Origin of the sequence: Pseudomonas sp. NFR02 (assembly GCF_900119375.1) — a bacterium.
Taxonomy (GTDB): domain Bacteria; phylum Pseudomonadota; class Gammaproteobacteria; order Pseudomonadales; family Pseudomonadaceae; genus Aquipseudomonas; species Aquipseudomonas paracarnis.
The window spans coordinates 128,532-145,862 of record NZ_FPJJ01000010.1 but is presented as its reverse complement, the minus strand read 5'-3'; the positions used below and the strand labels follow the sequence as shown (position 1 = coordinate 145,862).

Annotated in this window: 15 protein-coding genes; 4 read left to right on the top strand and 11 right to left on the bottom strand. The window is 61.3% G+C overall.

Annotated elements, in window-relative coordinates:
* On the bottom strand, positions 1-1,730 hold a 1,730-nt coding region (locus BT199_RS25090; protein WP_256576038.1), incomplete at its 3' end, for a DUF6531 domain-containing protein.
* A gap of 273 nt (positions 1,731-2,003) precedes the next feature.
* On the opposite strand from BT199_RS25090, the gene BT199_RS25085 reads away from it, so the two are divergent.
* On the top strand, positions 2,004-3,089 hold the full coding sequence (locus tag BT199_RS25085; protein ID WP_072435660.1) for a DUF1615 domain-containing protein: 1,086 nt from the start codon (positions 2,004-2,006) through the stop codon (positions 3,087-3,089).
* Here BT199_RS25085 and BT199_RS25080 read toward each other — a convergent pair whose 3' ends face one another.
* Positions 3,090-3,884, bottom strand: coding sequence for a DUF4349 domain-containing protein (locus BT199_RS25080; RefSeq protein WP_072435659.1), 795 nt, complete (start codon positions 3,882-3,884; stop codon positions 3,090-3,092).
* A gap of 157 nt (positions 3,885-4,041) precedes the next feature.
* On the opposite strand from BT199_RS25080, the gene BT199_RS25075 reads away from it, so the two are divergent.
* Entirely contained in the window at positions 4,042-4,464 is a 423-nt protein-coding gene (locus tag BT199_RS25075; RefSeq protein WP_014717969.1) for a PaaI family thioesterase, read from the top strand.
* A gap of 244 nt (positions 4,465-4,708) precedes the next feature.
* Here BT199_RS25075 and BT199_RS25070 read toward each other — a convergent pair whose 3' ends face one another.
* Genes BT199_RS25070 through BT199_RS25060 form a run of 3 tightly spaced genes read right to left on the bottom strand, consistent with a single transcriptional unit; the run spans position 4,709 to position 7,291 of the window.
* Complete coding sequence (locus BT199_RS25070; RefSeq protein WP_003190325.1) at positions 4,709-5,890, bottom strand: acetyl-CoA C-acetyltransferase; 1,182 nt, start codon at positions 5,888-5,890, stop codon at positions 4,709-4,711.
* A gap of 11 nt (positions 5,891-5,901) precedes the next feature.
* The gene (locus tag BT199_RS25065; RefSeq protein WP_005786928.1) at positions 5,902-6,561 is read right to left on the bottom strand and encodes a CoA transferase subunit B; all 660 of its coding nucleotides are present in this window, start codon (positions 6,559-6,561) and stop codon (positions 5,902-5,904) included.
* Positions 6,562-6,592: 31 nt separating this feature from the next.
* Complete coding sequence (locus tag BT199_RS25060; RefSeq protein WP_003190329.1) at positions 6,593-7,291, bottom strand: CoA transferase subunit A; 699 nt, start codon at positions 7,289-7,291, stop codon at positions 6,593-6,595.
* Between the two features lie 133 nt (positions 7,292-7,424).
* Between BT199_RS25060 and BT199_RS25055 the strand changes: the two genes are divergently transcribed.
* Complete coding sequence (locus tag BT199_RS25055) at positions 7,425-8,327, top strand: LysR family transcriptional regulator (RefSeq protein WP_020303180.1); 903 nt, start codon at positions 7,425-7,427, stop codon at positions 8,325-8,327.
* Positions 8,328-8,385: 58 nt separating this feature from the next.
* On the opposite strand, the gene BT199_RS25050 is transcribed toward BT199_RS25055, so the two are convergent.
* The 6 genes from BT199_RS25050 to BT199_RS25025 form a co-directional block, all read right to left on the bottom strand.
* Positions 8,386-8,715, bottom strand: a complete 330-nt coding sequence (locus tag BT199_RS25050) for a hypothetical protein (protein WP_003190335.1) — start codon at positions 8,713-8,715, stop codon at positions 8,386-8,388.
* Between the two features lie 597 nt (positions 8,716-9,312).
* Entirely contained in the window at positions 9,313-10,158 is an 846-nt protein-coding gene (locus tag BT199_RS25045) for an NAD-dependent protein deacetylase (RefSeq protein ID WP_020303181.1), read from the bottom strand.
* Between the two features lie 9 nt (positions 10,159-10,167).
* Positions 10,168-10,608: a CBS domain-containing protein gene (locus tag BT199_RS25040; protein ID WP_014717973.1), complete on the bottom strand. Its 441-nt coding sequence runs from the start codon at positions 10,606-10,608 to the stop codon at positions 10,168-10,170.
* Positions 10,609-10,737: 129 nt separating this feature from the next.
* A complete protein-coding gene (locus BT199_RS25035) occupies positions 10,738-12,687 on the bottom strand; it encodes a DNA topoisomerase III (RefSeq protein ID WP_072435664.1) in 1,950 nt (649 codons plus the stop codon).
* Between the two features lie 217 nt (positions 12,688-12,904).
* Entirely contained in the window at positions 12,905-14,527 is a 1,623-nt protein-coding gene (locus BT199_RS25030) for an MFS transporter (RefSeq protein WP_019821419.1), read from the bottom strand.
* A gap of 91 nt (positions 14,528-14,618) precedes the next feature.
* Complete coding sequence (locus tag BT199_RS25025; RefSeq protein ID WP_072435658.1) at positions 14,619-16,286, bottom strand: GMC family oxidoreductase; 1,668 nt, start codon at positions 16,284-16,286, stop codon at positions 14,619-14,621.
* Positions 16,287-16,414: 128 nt separating this feature from the next.
* Between BT199_RS25025 and BT199_RS25020 the strand changes: the two genes are divergently transcribed.
* Complete coding sequence (locus BT199_RS25020; protein WP_014717977.1) at positions 16,415-17,308, top strand: LysR family transcriptional regulator; 894 nt, start codon at positions 16,415-16,417, stop codon at positions 17,306-17,308.
* Positions 17,309-17,331 lie beyond the last annotated feature (23 nt).

The following is a 17,331-nucleotide window of genomic DNA, read 5'->3' as shown; positions in this document are numbered from 1 at the left end:
TAGTCCACCGCAACGATGCGATCCAGCTCATAACGCAACAGCAACGAGCGACCCGCGCCGTTATCCAGCCGCTCAATCCGCCCGGAACGATCACGGCAAATGCGTAGACGGTTGTCATACGCATCGCTGATCGCAGTCAGTACACCGTCGCGAAAGTGATAGAACCGTGACGCTTGGGCCAGCACCAACTCGTCAGGCGCCGAACCCAAATAGATCGCCGCTTCCGCCAGGCTATTGGTGATTGCGGGTCGAGAGTCGCTGGGCAATGGAAACTGCGTATGGCGGTTCTCATGATCGGTCCACACCACCGAATCGCCCGACACCACCAGCCGATGAGCCAGCGCATGGCTCCAACCCAACCCCAGCCCACAATCGACCTCCACCGCGCTAGTGCGATACAGCCGTGTCCACTCAAACGGCAAAATCCCGTCCAGCGCGCCGTCGGTGAGGGTGAGCAATTCCTCGCCGGTGACCATCGACACCGGGCAACCGTGGGTAACGGTCTTGTCCGCTGGCGCCGCCGCGTCCCCCTTCGGATTTGAAGCCATGGCCGGCACATCATCGACAGGCTCCTGACGGACCAACGTCGTGCGCTGGGCCTTGCCGCGCACCATCGGCACCGGGTTCGAAACCAGCGTGTCGCCCGCCTTCAACGGCACAGCCGGCACCGTCTTAATCGGCGTCGCCGCACTGCTCAGCAACACCGGCTTGGCGGCCTCGACATGGGTTTCCAGCCGAGGCCCCGTCACCTGCTCGGCCAGCAACTCCAACAACGCCCGCGCCCGCCCGGATTTGACGTGACTGAGCACACGAGCCCCCAATCGCACCACCACGCCCATCGCACCCAAGACGCGAATCAGCAGCAGATTGATCAGCACCTCACCGGTAATCTCACCCCACAGTTCAGCCATCTCCGGTGGCGGGAGCATGCGCATCCAGCTGACCAGCGCCGACAGGTAGATAAACAGCAGCGGCTCATCACTGAGCACCAACAAGCCTTGGGCTATCGCATCACTGCCCAGTGTCAGCAGTTCATCGAGCTCGGTTTGAGAAAGGTATTGCAGCAGTTTTTCGCTGTTGGGCTTGAGGTCGGCCAGCAGCGCAGACAGCTCGCCAAGGTTGTCCCACAGGCTGTAAAGCGCCTTGCCCAACCCACTGGCAAAAGCCGCTTCCAGCAAGCGGCGCCGCTCAAGCGGGCGGGCGTCTGCATAATTTTTCCACTGGGCCTGGAAGGTGTCGGTCCACTCTTTGCGCAGCCGGGCTTCCAACGCTGCGATCACTGACTGGTAGGACGCATACAGTGCTTTGAGGTGATCCTGGGAAACGTTGGGGTAGAAACTCACCCGGTATTGCTGGTTGCGATCACACTCGGTGACTTCGAGGATGCCACTGGGGCCGATGGTCTTGTGGAGGGGATCACCCAGCGGGCCGCCGTTTGGATCAACGCGTTGCACGATCACCGGGGTGTTGCCGATGGGTACGAACCTCGTGCTCTGGAACATATGCACCAGGATCAAGGTACCCGTGGCCTGGCAGGTGGCGACGGTGCTGCTGGGAAACAGGGAGCGATTGATCGGGGCAACCAGCGCGACGTCATCCCCGACCTTGAACACCTGTTCGACGTCCAGCGCGGAGAAGCTCCAAAAGCTTTTGGCCCACTCGTCAAAGGTGTTCAAGCAATCGCGAAAGTCACGGAAGACGCCCTCGACGTCGACCGTTTCCACGTTCATTGGCGTCAGCGCCAGCCTGCCAATGGCCGGGTTCAAGTGGCGGCCCCGTCAGCCGCACGCGTCACGAAAAAAACCATCTGCATTCCCTCGCACTGTTTGATCAGGCGAGGGACTTTGCAGAGGTTTGCCGGGGTGAGGAGTAGAGCTTATCCGGCAGTGGTGTGGGATGTTTCAGTTACTGCCAGGCACTGGGTTCGGCATGCCGACGAACCCCGGTTAGACTTACCTGTCGATATCAGCACTGCCCGGCCCGTCGTTAACCAAGGAAGCCTCATGTATTCAACCCGTCTGCTGTTCTGCCTTATTCCGTTGTGGGTACTGGCCGGTTGCTCCACTTCCCGTGGCCCCCAGCAGCCCGAGCGCAGTGAAGCCGAGGTGAAGGCGCAGATCGTGCGCCTGCTGCCGGCCAAGGTGTCGGACCGCAACGGTTGGGCCCAGGACATCTACACCGCCTTCGACACCCAGAAAATCTACCCCAGCACCGAAAACATCTGTGCGGTATTGGCGGTGACCGAGCAGGAGTCCACCTATCAGGTCGACCCGCCGGTGCCGGGCATGGGCAAGATCGCCCAGGATGAAATCCTGCGCCGCGCCGCCAAGGTGCATGTGCCGGCATTCGTGGTGCGCAGCACCTTGCAACTGCGCTCGCCCACCGGCAAAACCTACGCCGATCGTTTGAATGCCGCCCGTACGGAAAGGGATTTGAGCGGCATCTTCGACGACTTCATCAGCATGGTGCCCCTGGGCAACACCCTGTTTGGCGGGTTCAACCCGGTACACACTGCAGGCCCCATGCAGGTCAGTATCGACTTTGCGCAGAAACAGGCGCGGGGTTATCCCTACACGGTGGACGGTACGATTCGCCGCGAAGTGTTTACCCGTCGCGGCGGCATGTACTTCGGCATCGCCCACTTGCTCGGCTACCCGGTGAGCTACGACCAGCCGCTGTACCGCTTTGCCGATTTCAACGCCGGTTGGTACGCCAGCCGCAATGCCGCGTTCCAGGCTGCAGTCAGTCGTGTTTCAGGCAAAGAGCTGGCGCTGGATGGGGATTTGATCCGCTATGGCTCATTGCTGCCCGGCACCACCGAGCTGGCGGTGCGTTCACTGGGGGCGAAGTTGGATATGCGCAACCCGAGCATCCGCAGCCAACTGGAGCAGGGCGAGCAGTTGGATTTCGAGGACACCACCTTGTACAAGCGCGTTTTCAGCCTGGCCGACCAGGCGGCCGGCAAGCCGCTGCCTCGGGCGATCCTGCCGGGTATTGTGCTCAAGAGCCCGAAGATCACCCGCAACCTGACCACGGCCTGGTTTGCCAAGCGCGTGGATGAGCGTTACCAGCGCTGCATGAAGCGCTGATCAACCGCGACGCTTGACGAACCGGCGCCACAAGCCCACCCACAACCACACCACCGGGAACGCCAGGATCACGAAGGGCAGCACATAGCTGGCACGTTCCAGGGCGTCTGCGGTGCCGTTCACCAGGTTGTCTCCCAGGTTGCTGAACATCCGGGTGAACCTTGACACCTGGTTGGCGCCGTCGGAGGAGCGGAAGTTCAAGGTCACGCGGTTGGTGTCGAGGCGGCGTTGCTGGCCGGCGGCAACCTGAGCCAGTTCCTGCAGCTCGTTTTCAATGCCGGCTTGCTCTTTGCTCAGGACGATCAGGTCGCTGACGGTGATGTCCTCGCGCTTGGCCAGTTCATCGAGGCGTTGCTGCTGAGCTTGCAGGCGGTCCTGGCGGCGGCGCACATCCGCCACGGCATCGGCCAGGTCTTCGGCAGTGGTGATGCGCTGGCCGAGCTTACCGCCTTCGGCCGCCAGGGCGACCATCGGCTCCACACCCGTGGGCGCGATCCGCAGGATGATCTGGCCACCTTGGCCGTCTTCGGTAATGCCAAGGATATTGCAGGCACCAAAGCGCGCCGTTTCACACGCCTCACGAGTGGCCTGCATACGCGGCGCAAGCAGGCCGCCGGGCAGGGCCAGGGTCAATTCATGCTCATAGGCCAGTTGCGCCCCGGCCTTGCCCTGTTCGCCATTGATGACGGTGGCGCGAGAGTGGTCCTTGGGGGAACAACCGGCCAAGGCCAGGCCAGCAAGCAAGATCAACAGCGGCGCGCGAAGCGGGTGGGAGTTGCCGTCCAGGTGGCGCATGGCGTTTCCTTGAAATGTGCAGGAGAAATTGGCCGAGATTAAAGCGGGTCTGGCCCATTAACGCAAAGCATTGCCCGGGATTTGCCCGGCTGATGGTGGTGGCTGCCGGGTCGAGGCTGGCGTACACCTCAAGCCTCACACCAGGGAAGCATCCGCCATGAACGCTCAGACCGTCCCCCAAGGCTTTGTCCCATTGCCGCGCAGCAGCCCGTTGCTGGAACTGCTCGGCCCGGCGTATTGCCGTGGCGAAGGTTTGCAATTGGAAGTCGGCCTGCGCGCCGATCATCGCCACGCCAATGGGCGAGGTACGGTGCACGGCGGGGTGCTGGCGACGCTGGCCGATATCGGCATGGGGTACGCCATGGCGTTTTCCAGTGAGCCGCCGTTGCCGTTGATTACCGCCAGCATGACCGTGGATTACCTGGGCGCCGTGCAGGTAGGGGAGTGGATGGTGGTGCGTCTGGAAAGCCATAAGCGCGGACGGCAGATGGCGTTCGCCACGCTGAGTTTGCAAGTGGAGGAGCGCGTGGTGCTGCGGGCGAGCGCGGTGTTCGCGGTGCCGCAAGCTGACAGGCAGTGAGATCAAATGTGGGAGCTGGCTTGCCTGCGATAGCGGTGTGTCAGTTAGCAATGATCTGACTGATAGACCGCTATCGCAGGCAAGCCAGCTCCCACATTTTTATCGAGTTCATTCAGGGGATATCGATAAAAGAAAAGGCCTGGCTTTTCGTGGAGCCGGGCCTTTTCTGTGTTGCTCTTATTGGCATGGGGGCCGCTACGCAGCCCAACGGGAGCAAGCTCCCTCGCCACAACCGCGATCCGGTTCAGTTGCGTTCGAGCGCCAGGGCCACGCCTTGGCCGCCGCCGATGCACAGCGTTGCCAAGCCTTTCTTGGCATCGCGCTTGATCATTTCGTGCAGCAGGGTCACCAGTACGCGGCAGCCTGAAGCACCGATCGGGTGGCCGATGGCGATGGCGCCGCCGTTGACGTTGACCTTCTGCGCGTCCCATTCCAGCTCTTTGCCCACCGCCAGGGATTGCGCGGCGAAGGCTTCGTTGGCTTCGATCAGGTCTAGATCAGCCAACTGCCAGCCGGCCTTGTCCAGGCAGCGGCGGGTGGCCGAGACCGGGCCGATGCCCATTATGGCCGGGTCGACGCCCGCGTTGGCGTAGCTGGCGATACGCGCCAGTACGGGCAGGCCGAGAGCCTTGGCTTTGTCGGCGCTCATCAGCAGCACGGCCGCAGCGCCGTCGTTCAGGCTCGAGGCGTTGCCGGCGGTGACGCTGCCGTCTTTCTTGAACGCAGGCTTGAGCTTGGCCAGGGATTCGGCGGTGGTGCCGGCGCGGGGTTGTTCGTCCACCGCGAAGGCCACCGGGTCGCCTTTGCGCTGGGGAATCAGGATTGGCGTGATCTCATCGGCAAAGCGCCCGGCTTCGATAGCGGCGGCGGCTTTTTGCTGGGAGGCGGCGGCAAAGGCGTCCTGGGCTTCGCGGCTGATGCCGTACTTGTCCACCAGGTTCTCGGCGGTGATGCCCATGTGGTAATCGTTGAACGCATCCCACAGGCCGTCGGTGATCATGCTGTCGATCATCTTCGCGTGGCCCATGCGCAACCCGGTGCGTGCGGCAGGTAATACGTACGGGGCCAGGCTCATGTTCTCCATGCCACCGGCAATGATCACCTCGGCGTCGCCGCAACGGATGGCCTGTGCGCCCAGGTGCAAAGCCTTGAGGCCCGAGCCGCAGACCTTGTTCAGGGTCAGGCTCGGCACCGCGTGGGGCAGGCCGGCAAGGATCGAAGCCTGGCGTGCCGGGTTCTGGCCGCTGCCTGCGGTGAGCACCTGGCCGAGGATCACTTCATCCACTTGCGCCGGGTCCAGGCCGGTCTGCTCCAGCAGGCGACGGATCACGGCGGCGCCCAGTTCCGGGGCCGGAATGTTCGCCAGCGAACCTTGGAAGCTGCCCACGGCGGTGCGGGTGGCAGCAACAATCACGACGTCTTGCATGGAATCTGTCCTCACTGGAAGTGCATTTCTGGAACGTGGTCCGGGACGATCAGTTTACCGGCGGTCTTGCTCACAATCTCTTCAACGCTGACGCCAGGTGCGCGTTCCTTGAGGACAAAAGCGCCATTTTCGATTTCCAGGTACGCCAGGTCCGTGAGCACACGCTTGATGCAGTTGGCACCGGTCAGCGGCAGGCTGCATTGGCTGAGCAACTTGGACTCACCGTCTTTGGATGCGTGAGTCATGATCACAATGATGTTTTCTGCGCCGGCCACCAGGTCCATGGCACCGCCCATGCCCTTGACCAGTTTGCCGGGGATCATCCACGAAGCGATGTTGCCCTGTACGTCCACTTCGAATGCGCCCAGCACGGTGAGGTCGACATGCCCACCGCGAATCATCGCGAACGACTCGGCGGAGGAGAAGATCGAAGCGCCGATGCGCGCGGTGACGGTTTGCTTGCCGGCGTTGATCATGTCGGCGTCGATGGTTTCTTCGGTCGGGAACGGGCCCATGCCAAGCAGGCCGTTTTCCGATTGCAGCATCACTTCCATGCCGTCGGGGATGTAGTTGGCCACCAGGGTCGGAATGCCGATACCGAGGTTGACGTAGTAACCGTCCTGCATCTCGCGGGCAACGCGTTGAGCCATTTGTTCGCGGGTAAGCGCCATGATTGTTTCCTCTTATTGTTCTGGACGGGGATTATTTGCGGACGGTGCGCTGTTCAATGCGCTTTTCGAAGGTGCCGCAGATGATCCGGTCGACGTAGATGCCAGGGGTGTGGATCTGCGCCGGGTCCAGCTCGCCCGGTTCGACGATTTCCTCGACTTCGACCACGGTGATCTTGCCGGCGGTGGCGGCCAGCGGGTTGAAGTTCTGGGCGGTGTGACGGTAGATAACGTTACCGAAGTGGTCGGCTTTCCAGCCTTTGACGATGGCAAAGTCGCCGGTGATGGACTCTTCCATCAGATACGGGCGGCCCTTGAATTCGCGGGTTTCCTTGCCTTCGGCAACGGGGGTGCCGACGCCAGTGGCGGTAAAGAAGGCCGGAATGCCGGCACCGCCTGCGCGCATTTTTTCTGCCAGGGTGCCTTGAGGGGTAAGCACCACCTCAATCTCGCCGCTGAGCAGTTGTTTCTCGAAGAGGGCGTTTTCACCCACGTAGGAAGCGATCACTTTGCTGATCTGCTTCTGTTCCAGCAGCACACCCAGGCCGAAGCCATCGACGCCACAGTTGTTGGAGACCACCGTCAGGTCGCGGGTACCTTTGCGCTTGATTTCGGCAATGAGGTTTTCCGGAATGCCACACAGGCCAAAACCACCGGAGAGCACGGTCATGCCGTCTTCCAGGCCTGCCAGCGCTTCTTCATAGGACGCCACGCGTTTATCGAAACCTGCCATATGCACCTCTTTTATTGTTTGTGGTCCAGCCAGTGAGTTGAGTGTTGCGCCAGCGGATTGATTTGTTAAGTTGTTTTTTAAGGTTGATTGATTTAGAAAACAGCATAGTCCAGTCGTCGTCCGGAGCTGCGTCATGACCGTTAAACAGATGCGTGCCTTTCTCGCTGTTGCTCAGAGTCTGAGTTTTGCCGCTGCCTGCGAGCGTTTGCACCTCTCCCAGTCGGCGTTGAGCTTGACCATCAAGGGCCTGGAAGAAGGCTTGGGCGGGCGCCTGTTCAGCCGTAATACCCGTAACGTCGCGCTGACCCCTGAAGGTGAGTCCCTGTTACCCCTGGCCCGCCGGTTGATTGCCGACTGGGACAACGCTGAGGACGAACTGCGCCAGCGTTTTACCTTGCAACGGGGGCGTGTCACGGTGGCCGCTATGCCGTCATTCGCCGGCAACCTGTTGCCGCCGATCCTGAAGATATTCCGCGCCCGTTACCCTCAGGTGAACGTGACGGTGCATGACCTGATCAATGAGCAAGTGCTGGAGATGGTGCGCGACCGTCAAGTGGAGCTGGGGGTGGCCTTCGAGCCGTCTGAGGGCTCGTCATTGGCGTTCACGCCGTTGTATCTGGATCGCTTTGTCGCCGTGGTCCCAGGCGATTCAGCCTTGGCACAGTGTGCTGAAATCGACTGGGAAGCCTTGTTGGAACAGCCGTTCATCACCCTGCAACGGCCTTCCACTGTGCGGGTGATGCTGGAAGAACACCTCGGCGCCTTGCAGATGAAATTGCCCGTTGCCTTGGAAAGCCATCAACTGGCGACGGTGGGCAAGATGGTTGCCAGCGGTTTGGGGGTTAGTGCAGTGCCAGCGTTATGCGCCAGGCAGATGGAGGAGGCGGGAGCCCATTGCATTACCTTGACTGGCCCGGTGATCGAGCGGCCGATTGGGGTGCTGACCAAGCCGGGGCATGAACTGTCGGCGGCGGCGCAGGTGTTGTTTGATATCTTTCGGGATGAGGCGAGGAAGGGCAGGTTTCCAACTTTCTAAACCAGTCAATACACCTGTGGGAGCTGGCAAGCCAACTCCCACATTGATTGAGTACTACTTAGTAGTAACGGTCGATCACTTTAACTTGCGAGCTGTCTTTGAAAGACGCCCAGGCATTGTTAAGTGTGTCGAACACTTGCTCGATAAAGTTGCGATCAGCGGCGGCCTTCTTGCCGACATAACCCTGGCCACGGCGGTACATCTTCAGGCGCGCCGCCAGCTCACGGTTGTTACGGTCAAACTCGGCTTCTTCGGTATGGGGCGCCAGGCAGTCAATTTGCACTTCGCCGGATTTGCCAATCCACAGGATATGGTCGTCGAGTGTGTCTTTCTGCGCTGCGAACATCTCAGCCAATTCATCGATAGTGGGTTGGTTGTTCAGATTCATGTGTAAGCCCCTTGACCAGTTGGCGATCTATCAGTTGATTCGTTAATACCAGTAAGTTGTCTCCGGTCACTAAAACCGGGCGTCAGCGACGGGCTGCCGAATACGGGCAGGGTCTTGAAGCTGATGCATGTAGTCTTGCTGATGGACTGCTACGCAATGCTCTGATCACGAAGACAAGCCGCGTTTGAGCGCCTTGTACCTGTCCCTTCCGGGGCCGGTCAGCTTCATCAATCTGCCTTGTGGGCAGTGCACATCCGGAAAAACAGCTCGGCGGTCAGACGAGCCTGTTCAAAACGCTTGTTACCAACGCTCTCGATCCGAGAGACGTCTAGATCATGCAAGGACAAAAAGGTTACGTCAACGGTTATGTAGTGATTATTTTTGCTCACTACATAAATTGCCGCGGGGACGGGGGAATGCGCGAAAACGTGACTTGGGCGTCATTTTCTGTGCGGTGGGTCGCAAGGTTTTGGTGGCGAGTTTACGCAGATCCCCTGTGGGAGCTGGCTTGCCTGCGATGGCGATGTGTCAGTGAGTACATGTTCGCCTGACACACTGCTATCGCAGGCAAGCCAGCTCCCACATGTTGATGCGTCGCTATCTCAATCTCTCGGACAGTAAGGGTAATAGCCGCTCGCACGAGGCCTGGATCTTCACCTGCAACAGCTCATCACCCCGAGTCTTGCCCAGGTTGATGGCGATCACCGGCTTACCCTGATCGACCATCGCCTTGCACAGGCGAAACGCCGAATAGGCCATCAGCGATGACCCCACCACCAACAGTCCTTCGGCATGCTCTACCGCTGTCATTGCCTTGAGCGCCGTCGCTGGTGCGACGTTCTCGCCAAAGAACACCACATCCGGTTTCAGCCGTTCGCCATTGCAATGTGGGCAGCGGGGTACCTGGAAGCGCTGTTCAAAGGCCGGATCGAGCAAGGTGTCGCCATCCGGCGCTTGCACCGCATGAACCTGTGCCATGTGCGGGTTATCGACCTCCATCTGCCGCTGGATCACGTCGCGCTCGCTACGCAATTGGCAATCCAGGCACAGCACCCGATGCAAGCTGCCATGCAGCTCGATCACACCCTGGCTGCCGGCCTGGTCATGCAGGGTGTCGACGTTCTGCGTAATCAGCCCGCTGATGTGGCCACGGTGCTGCAGCGTCGCGAGCGCCAGGTGGGCCTTGTTCGGCTGGGCAATGCGCACCCGTGGCCACCCCAGCATCGCCCGCGCCCAGTAGCGGCGCCGCGCCTCGGGAGTGGCGAGGAATTCCTGGTACATCATCGGTGGCTTGCCCCGGCGTACACCTTCCCCGTCCCGGTAATCCGGGATACCTGAAGATGTACTGATCCCTGCGCCGGTCAGCACCAGGAAACGCCGGCCGGTCATGGCCCGGTGCAGGGTGTCGAGGTGATCTTCCTGATGGTCCAGCGTGTCGAGCATGGGTTCCCCCTATTCGCCGCGGATGTACTGTTCCAGCTGCTGGATCAAGGCCGCTTGTTCGGCAATCGCTTCCTTGACCAGGTCACCGATGGACAGCAGGCCCAGCAGTTTGCCGTCTTCGACCACCGGCAGGTGGCGCAGGTGACTGTCGGTCATGATGTTCATGCATGCCTCGACACTCTTGTGAGTATCCACAGTAATCACTGGCGAGCTCATCACCTCGTGGACCTTGGTGGTAACTGACGAGAGGCCCTTGAGCATAATTTTGCGCGCGTAATCCCGTTCACTGATGATGCCGACCACCACGTCATCCTTGACCACTGGCAAGGCACCGACGTTTTTCTCGGACATCCGCACCAGCGCTTCAAACACGGTGTGGTCCCATTTGATCGTGTGGACGTCCTGGTTTTTCTGATCCTTGGCTTTCAGCAGTTGTGCAACGGTCTTCATGGCGGCCACTCCGGTGTTGTTGTTGGTAGTCCAGATCCCCTACAGAATCCTAGACCGAACTCGCCGGAGCAAGGGCCAATGCGGCGTTAAACCTGTCGAAAAACGTCATGTGCCGGTTTTTTTTGGTATCTATCCCGCATTTACCGGCTTTTTCCCGCGTTTGGGGCTGGCGCCGGCCTTGCGCGGGGCGGCCTTGCGTTTCTTTTTCCAGGGCGTTGCACCTCGTCCAGCCGGGCTGGCGGGGCCAGTGATAGTCATGCGCATGCCGTTACAGCGTGCCACCTGCTTGCTCATCCACGCCGCTTGCTTGGCGACGAATTCCTCCAGGCTCATTTCGCCGCTTTGCACCATGTCCAGTGCCTGTTCCCAGATGGCGGTGGTGCCGGGGTCGGCGATGGCGCGGGGCACTGCGTCAATCAGGCTGAACGCGGCCGGGGTTGCCGACAGGGCCTTGCCGTTTTTCACCAGATAACCGCGGTCCAGCAAGCCCTGGATGATCCCGGCGCGGGTGGCCTCGGTGCCGATGCCAGTGGTGTCCTTGAGTTTTTGCTTGAGCAACGGGTCCTCCACCAGCTTGGCGACGTTTTTCATGGCCTTGATCAGGTCGCCTTCGGTAAAGGGCTTGGGCGGCTGGGTCCACAGGTCCTTGAGGTTGACCTTGGCCACGGCGTAGTCGTGGCCCTGCACCAGCGTCGGCAACGCTTGGGGCGCAGGCGCTTCGCGACCTTTGGCGGGTGCCAGCGCTTCGGGCAAGGCGCGTTTCCAGCCCGGCTCGATGATGACTTTGCCCACCGCGCGCAACGCGTGGCCGGCACAGTCGAAATCGGCCTGGGTGCGGTCGTATTCATGGTTGGGCAGGAACTGCGCCAGGTAGCGCGCACGAATCAGCGTATAGACCGCACGGTGCTTGCCGGTCAGTTGGCTGACCTCCTTACCGGCTCCGGTGGGGATGATGCCGTGGTGGGCGCTGACTTTCGCGTCGTTCCAGGCCCGCGAACGGCGCCGAGGGTCGATGTGCGACCTCAGCTCGTTGACCGCCGTGTCCGCACGGCCCAGCGCCGCAAGAATCTTCGGCGCTTCACTGTGCTGGCTCAACGGCAGGTAGCCGCAATCGCTGCGCGGGTAGGTGATGGCCTTGTGGGTTTCGTACAGGGATTGAGCGATGTCCAGGGTTTCCTGGGCGCCCAGGCCGAGCTTCTTCGAACAGATCTCCTGCAAGGTGCCGAGGTCGAAGGGCAGGGGCGCCACTTCGCGCATGCGCTCGGTACGCAGTTTCACCAGCCGCGCCGTGGCGGCGCTGAGCATGGCGTCGGCGGCGTCCCGCGCCAGTTGCGGGTTGAGGCAACGGCCCTGGTCGTCACAGGCATCGTCAGGGGCGCGCCATTGGGCGGTGAAGGTCATGTGCTCGTGACGCAGGTCGACATCAATGGCCCAATAGGCCACCGGCACGAAGTCGGCAATGCTGCGATCACGGTCCACCACCAGGCGCAGGGTCGGGGTTTGCACGCGGCCTACCGGCAGCACGCCCTGGTAACCGGATTGGCGCCCCAGCAGGGTAAACAGGCGACTCATGTTCATGCCGATCAGCCAGTCGGCACGCGAGCGCCCCAGGGCCGAATGATACAGGCTGAAGGTTTCTGCACCGGGTTTGAGCGCCGCCAGGGCCTTGCGAATGGAGGCGTCGTCGAGCGCCGACAACCACAGCCGCTGGATCGGCCCGCGGTAGCGGCAGTGTTCTACCAGTTCACGGGCGATCATCTCGCCTTCACGGTCGGCGTCGGTGGCGATCACCAGTTCCTGGGCTTCGCCCAGCAAGCGCTTGACGGCCTTGTATTGGCTGGCGGTCTTGGGCTTGACCAGCATCTTCCATTTTTCCGGGACGATCGGCAGGTCGGCCAGCACCCAGCGTTTGTATTTGGCGTCGTAGGCGTCGGGCGGGGCGGTTTCCAGCAGGTGGCCGATGCACCAGGTGACCGTGACTCCATTACCCAGCCAGCACCCATCGCCACGGCGGCTGGCGCCAAGCACAGCCGCGATATCCTTGGCCTGGGAGGGTTTTTCACAGAGGTACAGCCGCATGGTCATCACATCAGATCGGGTTGATGCCTTGCAGGATGCTTATTTGAAGGGGTTTGAGCAACCATTATCTGTATGGATGTACAGCAATTTGTGTGGGTGCCATACGTCGCTGTAGGAGCGAGCTTGCTCGCGAAGGTCGTTAACGATGCCGCGGGGCGCCTGGTGCCCCGCGTTGCTCTCAGGTTCTTCGCGAGCGAGCTCCTACAAGGGAGAGGTATCAGTTTTTTTCGATATCCACATGCCGGGTTTCCTTGAGGCAGAACAACCCGACGATCAGGCTCACGCCCGTCACCACCACCGGGTACCACAACCCATAGAAGATATCGCCGGTGTACACCACCAGGGCAAACGACACAGTGGGCAGGAACCCGCCAAACCAGCCGTTACCGATGTGGTAGGGCAGGGACATCGAGGTGTAGCGGATGCGCGTCGGAAACAGCTCCACCATCAACGCCGCCAAGGGCCCGTAGCACATGGCGGCGATGAAGATCAGCACCACGATCAGCACCACCACCATCAGCTTGTTGACCTGAGCCACATCCGCCGATGACGGGTAACCGGCCAGGGCCACGGCGCCACGCAGGGCCGCTTCATCAAAGCCGTCGATACGCACATCGCCGACGCTCACTTGCACCGGGCTGCCCGCAGGGGCGGCGGCGCTGCTGTAGGGCAGTCCCTGTTTGACCAGGAAGGTCTTGACCTTGTCGCAGGGGCTGTCAAAACGTGCCTTGCCCACCGGGTCGAACTGGAAGGTGCAGGTGGCCGGGTCGGCCAGTACGGTGATCGGCGCCTGTTGGCTGGCCTGGTCCATTGCGGGGTTGGTGTAGTGCGCCAGGCCCTTGAAGATCGGGAAGTACAGCGCGGTCGCCAACAGCAGGCCGAGCATCAGCACCGGCTTGCGCCCGACCTTGTCCGATAGCCAGCCAAACAGAATAAAGAACGGTGCGCCGATCACCACGCTGATGATCAACAGCATATTGGCTAGGGCTGGGTCCATGCGCAGGAACTGGGTGAGGAAGAACAGCACATAAAACTGCGCTGCGTAGAAGGTCACCGCCTGCCCGCCGTTGATGCTGAACAGCGCGATCAGCACCACCTTGAGGTTTTCCCACTTGCCGAAGGACTCGCGAATCGGCGCCTTGCAGGCCTTGCCTTCCTCTTTCATCTTCAAGAAGGCGGGCGATTCGTGCAGGCTCATGCGGATCCAGGTCGAGATGCCCAGCAGCACGATGGAAAACAGGAACGGAATGCGCCAGCCCCATACTTCGAACTGATCGCCGGTGAAGTAACGGCAGGCCAGCACCACCAGCAGCGACAGCAGCAAGCCGAGGGTGGCGGTGGACTGAATCCAGCTGGTGTGCAGGCCGCGCTTGCCCGGTGGCGCATGCTCGGCCACGTAGGTAGCGGCGCCGCCGTACTCACCGCCCAGCGCCAGGCCCTGCAGCATGCGCAGCACAATGAGGATGATCGGCGCGGCAATGCCGATGCTGGCGTAGGTCGGCAGCAACCCGACGCAGAAGGTTGCCACGCCCATCAGGATGATGGTCACGAGGAAGGTGTACTTGCGCCCGATCATATCGCCCAGCCGGCCGAACACCAGCGCACCGAATGGCCGCACCACAAAGCCTGCGGCGAAAGCCATCAAGGCAAAGATAAACGCCGTGGTGTCGTTGACCCCGGCGAAGAACTGCTTGCTGATCACCGCCGCCAGGGCGCCGTAGAGGAAAAAGTCATACCACTCGAACACCGTCCCCAAAGAGGAGGCGAAGATGACCTTTCTTGATTCGTTGGCGGTACTTGCACTGGCCGCCGAGCCCAGGGGTTGAGCATGTTCTGACATCGGGTGTCCCTCACAGTGATTATTTATTGTTTTTCCACTGTCGGCGCCAACCTCGGCGCCGGTGTTTTTCAACTTCATATAGCGTTAATGATTACGCGGGGTGCCCTGTGGTGCGCGGTGCTGTTGGGCTTTTCGCGAGCAAGCTCGCTCCTGCAGTGTTGGGTGACAGGATCAGCTGTGCGGCCTTCTCCGCGATCATCAGCGTGGGTGAGCAGGTATTGCCGGAGGTGATGCGCGGCATGATCGACGCATCGGCAATGCGCAGGCCGGGAATGCCGTGTACGCGCAGTTGGCTGTCGACCACGGCGTCTTTGTCATCGCCCATGCGGCAGGTGCCCACCGGATGGAAAATCGTGGTGCCGATCCGTGCAGCGGCCTCGTGCAGTTGTTCTTCAGTTTGCAGGGCTTCGCCGGGCAGGTATTCCACCGGTTTGAACTGGCTCAGGGCCGGAGCGGCGACGATGCGCCGGGTCAGGCGAATAGCGTCGGCCGCTACACGCAAGTCTTCGGGGTGGCTGAGGTAATTAGGCTGTATCAGCGGCGCATCCGCCGGGTTGGTCGAACGGATATCCACCCGGCCGCGACTTTGCGGGCGCAGGTCGCAGACCGACGCGGTAAATGCCGGGAAGCCGTGCAACGGTTCGCCAAAGCGTTCCAGGGACAGTGGCTGCACATGGTATTGCAGGTTGGCCGAGGTCTGCTCCGGGCCGGAGCGGGCAAACGCGCCAAGCTGGCTGGGCGCCATCGACAGCGGGCCGCTGCGGTCGTACAGGTAGCGCAGGCCCATGCCCATCTTGCCCCACAAGGTACCGGCGATCTGGTTCAGGGTGCGGGCATTTTCCAGCTTGTAGATCAGGCGCAGTTGCAGGTGATCTTGCAGGTTGCCACCAACCCCTGGCAGCTCGTGCACCACGTTGATACCCAGCGGCTTGAGCACATGGGAAGGGCCGATCCCTGAGCGTTGCAGAATCCCCGGTGAACCCACGGAGCCGGCGCACAGCACAATCTCCTTGCGCGCCTTCCAGCTCATCGACTGGCCGTGTTGACGCCCCAGTACCTGGCAAGCACGCCCGTTCTCCAGTAGCACACGCTCAACCTCTACCTCAGTCAGCACGGTGAGGTTAGGGCGCTGGCGGATCGGCTTGAGAAACGCCTTGGCCGCATTCCAGCGCACACCGGCTTTCTGGTTGACCTGGAAATAGCCACAGCCCTCGTTGTCGCCCTGGTTGAAGTCATTGATATTGGCGATGCCGCTTTGAGCCGCCGCCTCACGAAACGCATCGAGGATCGGCCACGACAGGCGCTGTTGCTCGACGCGCCACTCGCCGCCCTCGCTGTGGAATTCAGAGCCGCCGGCAAAATGGTTTTCGCTCTGTTTGAACAGCGGCAGTACGTCTTTCCAAGCCCAGCCCGCGTTGCCCGCCGCCGCCCAGCCATCGTAGTCCTGGGCCTGGCCGCGCATGTAGATCATGCCGTTGATGGACGAGCAGCCGCCCAGCACTTTGCCGCGAGGGTAACTCAAGGCGCGCCCCTGCAGGCCGGCTTGGGGTTGGGTCTTGAAGCACCAATCGGTGCGTGGGTTGCCGATGCAGAACAGGTAGCCGACGGGGATATGGATCCAGGGGTAGTTGTCGCGACCACCGGCTTCCAGCAGCAGGACACGGTGAGCCGGGTTGGCGGACAGACGATTGGCCAGCAGGCATCCGGCAGGGCCGGCGCCGACGACGATGTAATCGTACTCAGCAGTTGCATTGGGCATCTGGGGCCTCGCTTGTTTTTCTTATTGGGCCCATCCTAGTTGTTAGTTTTCGTCTTAAAAATGTTAGTTTTTACCCACCCGCTGTGCGTTTTTAAACAACGCCGGCTGGCCCAGGCTCTGGAGGCGATATGTTCGACTGGAATGACCTGCGGTTTTTTCTCGAGTTGCAGCGCAGTGGCCGCCTGCTCACCGCCGCCCAACGCCTGAAAACCACGCATGCCACCGTGGCGCGGCACATCGACGCCATCGAGAAAAGCCTCGGCACGGCGCTGTTTGTGCAGCACGCCCAGGGCTATGAACTGACGCCCGCCGGCGAAGCGTTGCTCAAGCATGCCGAGGCTATGGAAAATGTGGCACTGCTGGCCGAAGATGAACTCACCCATTCTGCTGCGCCCCTGGGCAAGATCCGCCTCGGCGTAGCCGAAGGCCTGGGCGTGATGTTTCTGGCCGCACGCATGGGCGGGCTATTTGAACGCTACCCAGGGTTGGAGGTGGAGCTGGTCGCGGTGCCGCGCTTTGTCAGCATCCTCAATCGCGAAGCGGAGATCAGCATTCACCTGGAGCGCCCCAGCGCCGACCAACTGGTGACGCGCAAACTCACCGACTACCGCCTGGCGCTCTACGCCAGCCGTGCCTATCTGGCACGCAACCCGCCCATCGAAAAACGTGAAGACCTCGCTGCCCATGCCTGGATCGATTATGTCGATGACTTGCTGTTCAGCCAGGAACTGAAGTTCCTCAACAGCTTCTGCCGTAGCCCCAAGGTGGTGTTCCACAGCACCAGCGTGATCGCCCAGCACCAGGCGGCGCGTTCGGGGTTGGGGATTGCGGTGTTGCCGTGTTTCATGGCAGCTGGCGATGAGGCGTTGGTGCCGTTGTTGCCGGCAGAGGGCATTCAGCGCAGCTATTGGATCAGCTCGCGCCGGGAGCTGCACAAGTCGGTGCGGTTGCGGGTGTTGTGGGATTATGTAGTGGGGTTGTGCGCGCGGGAGCAGGGCTTGTTGCTCGGTGAATCCCGCTGACGCACACGGATTAAACGGTGGGA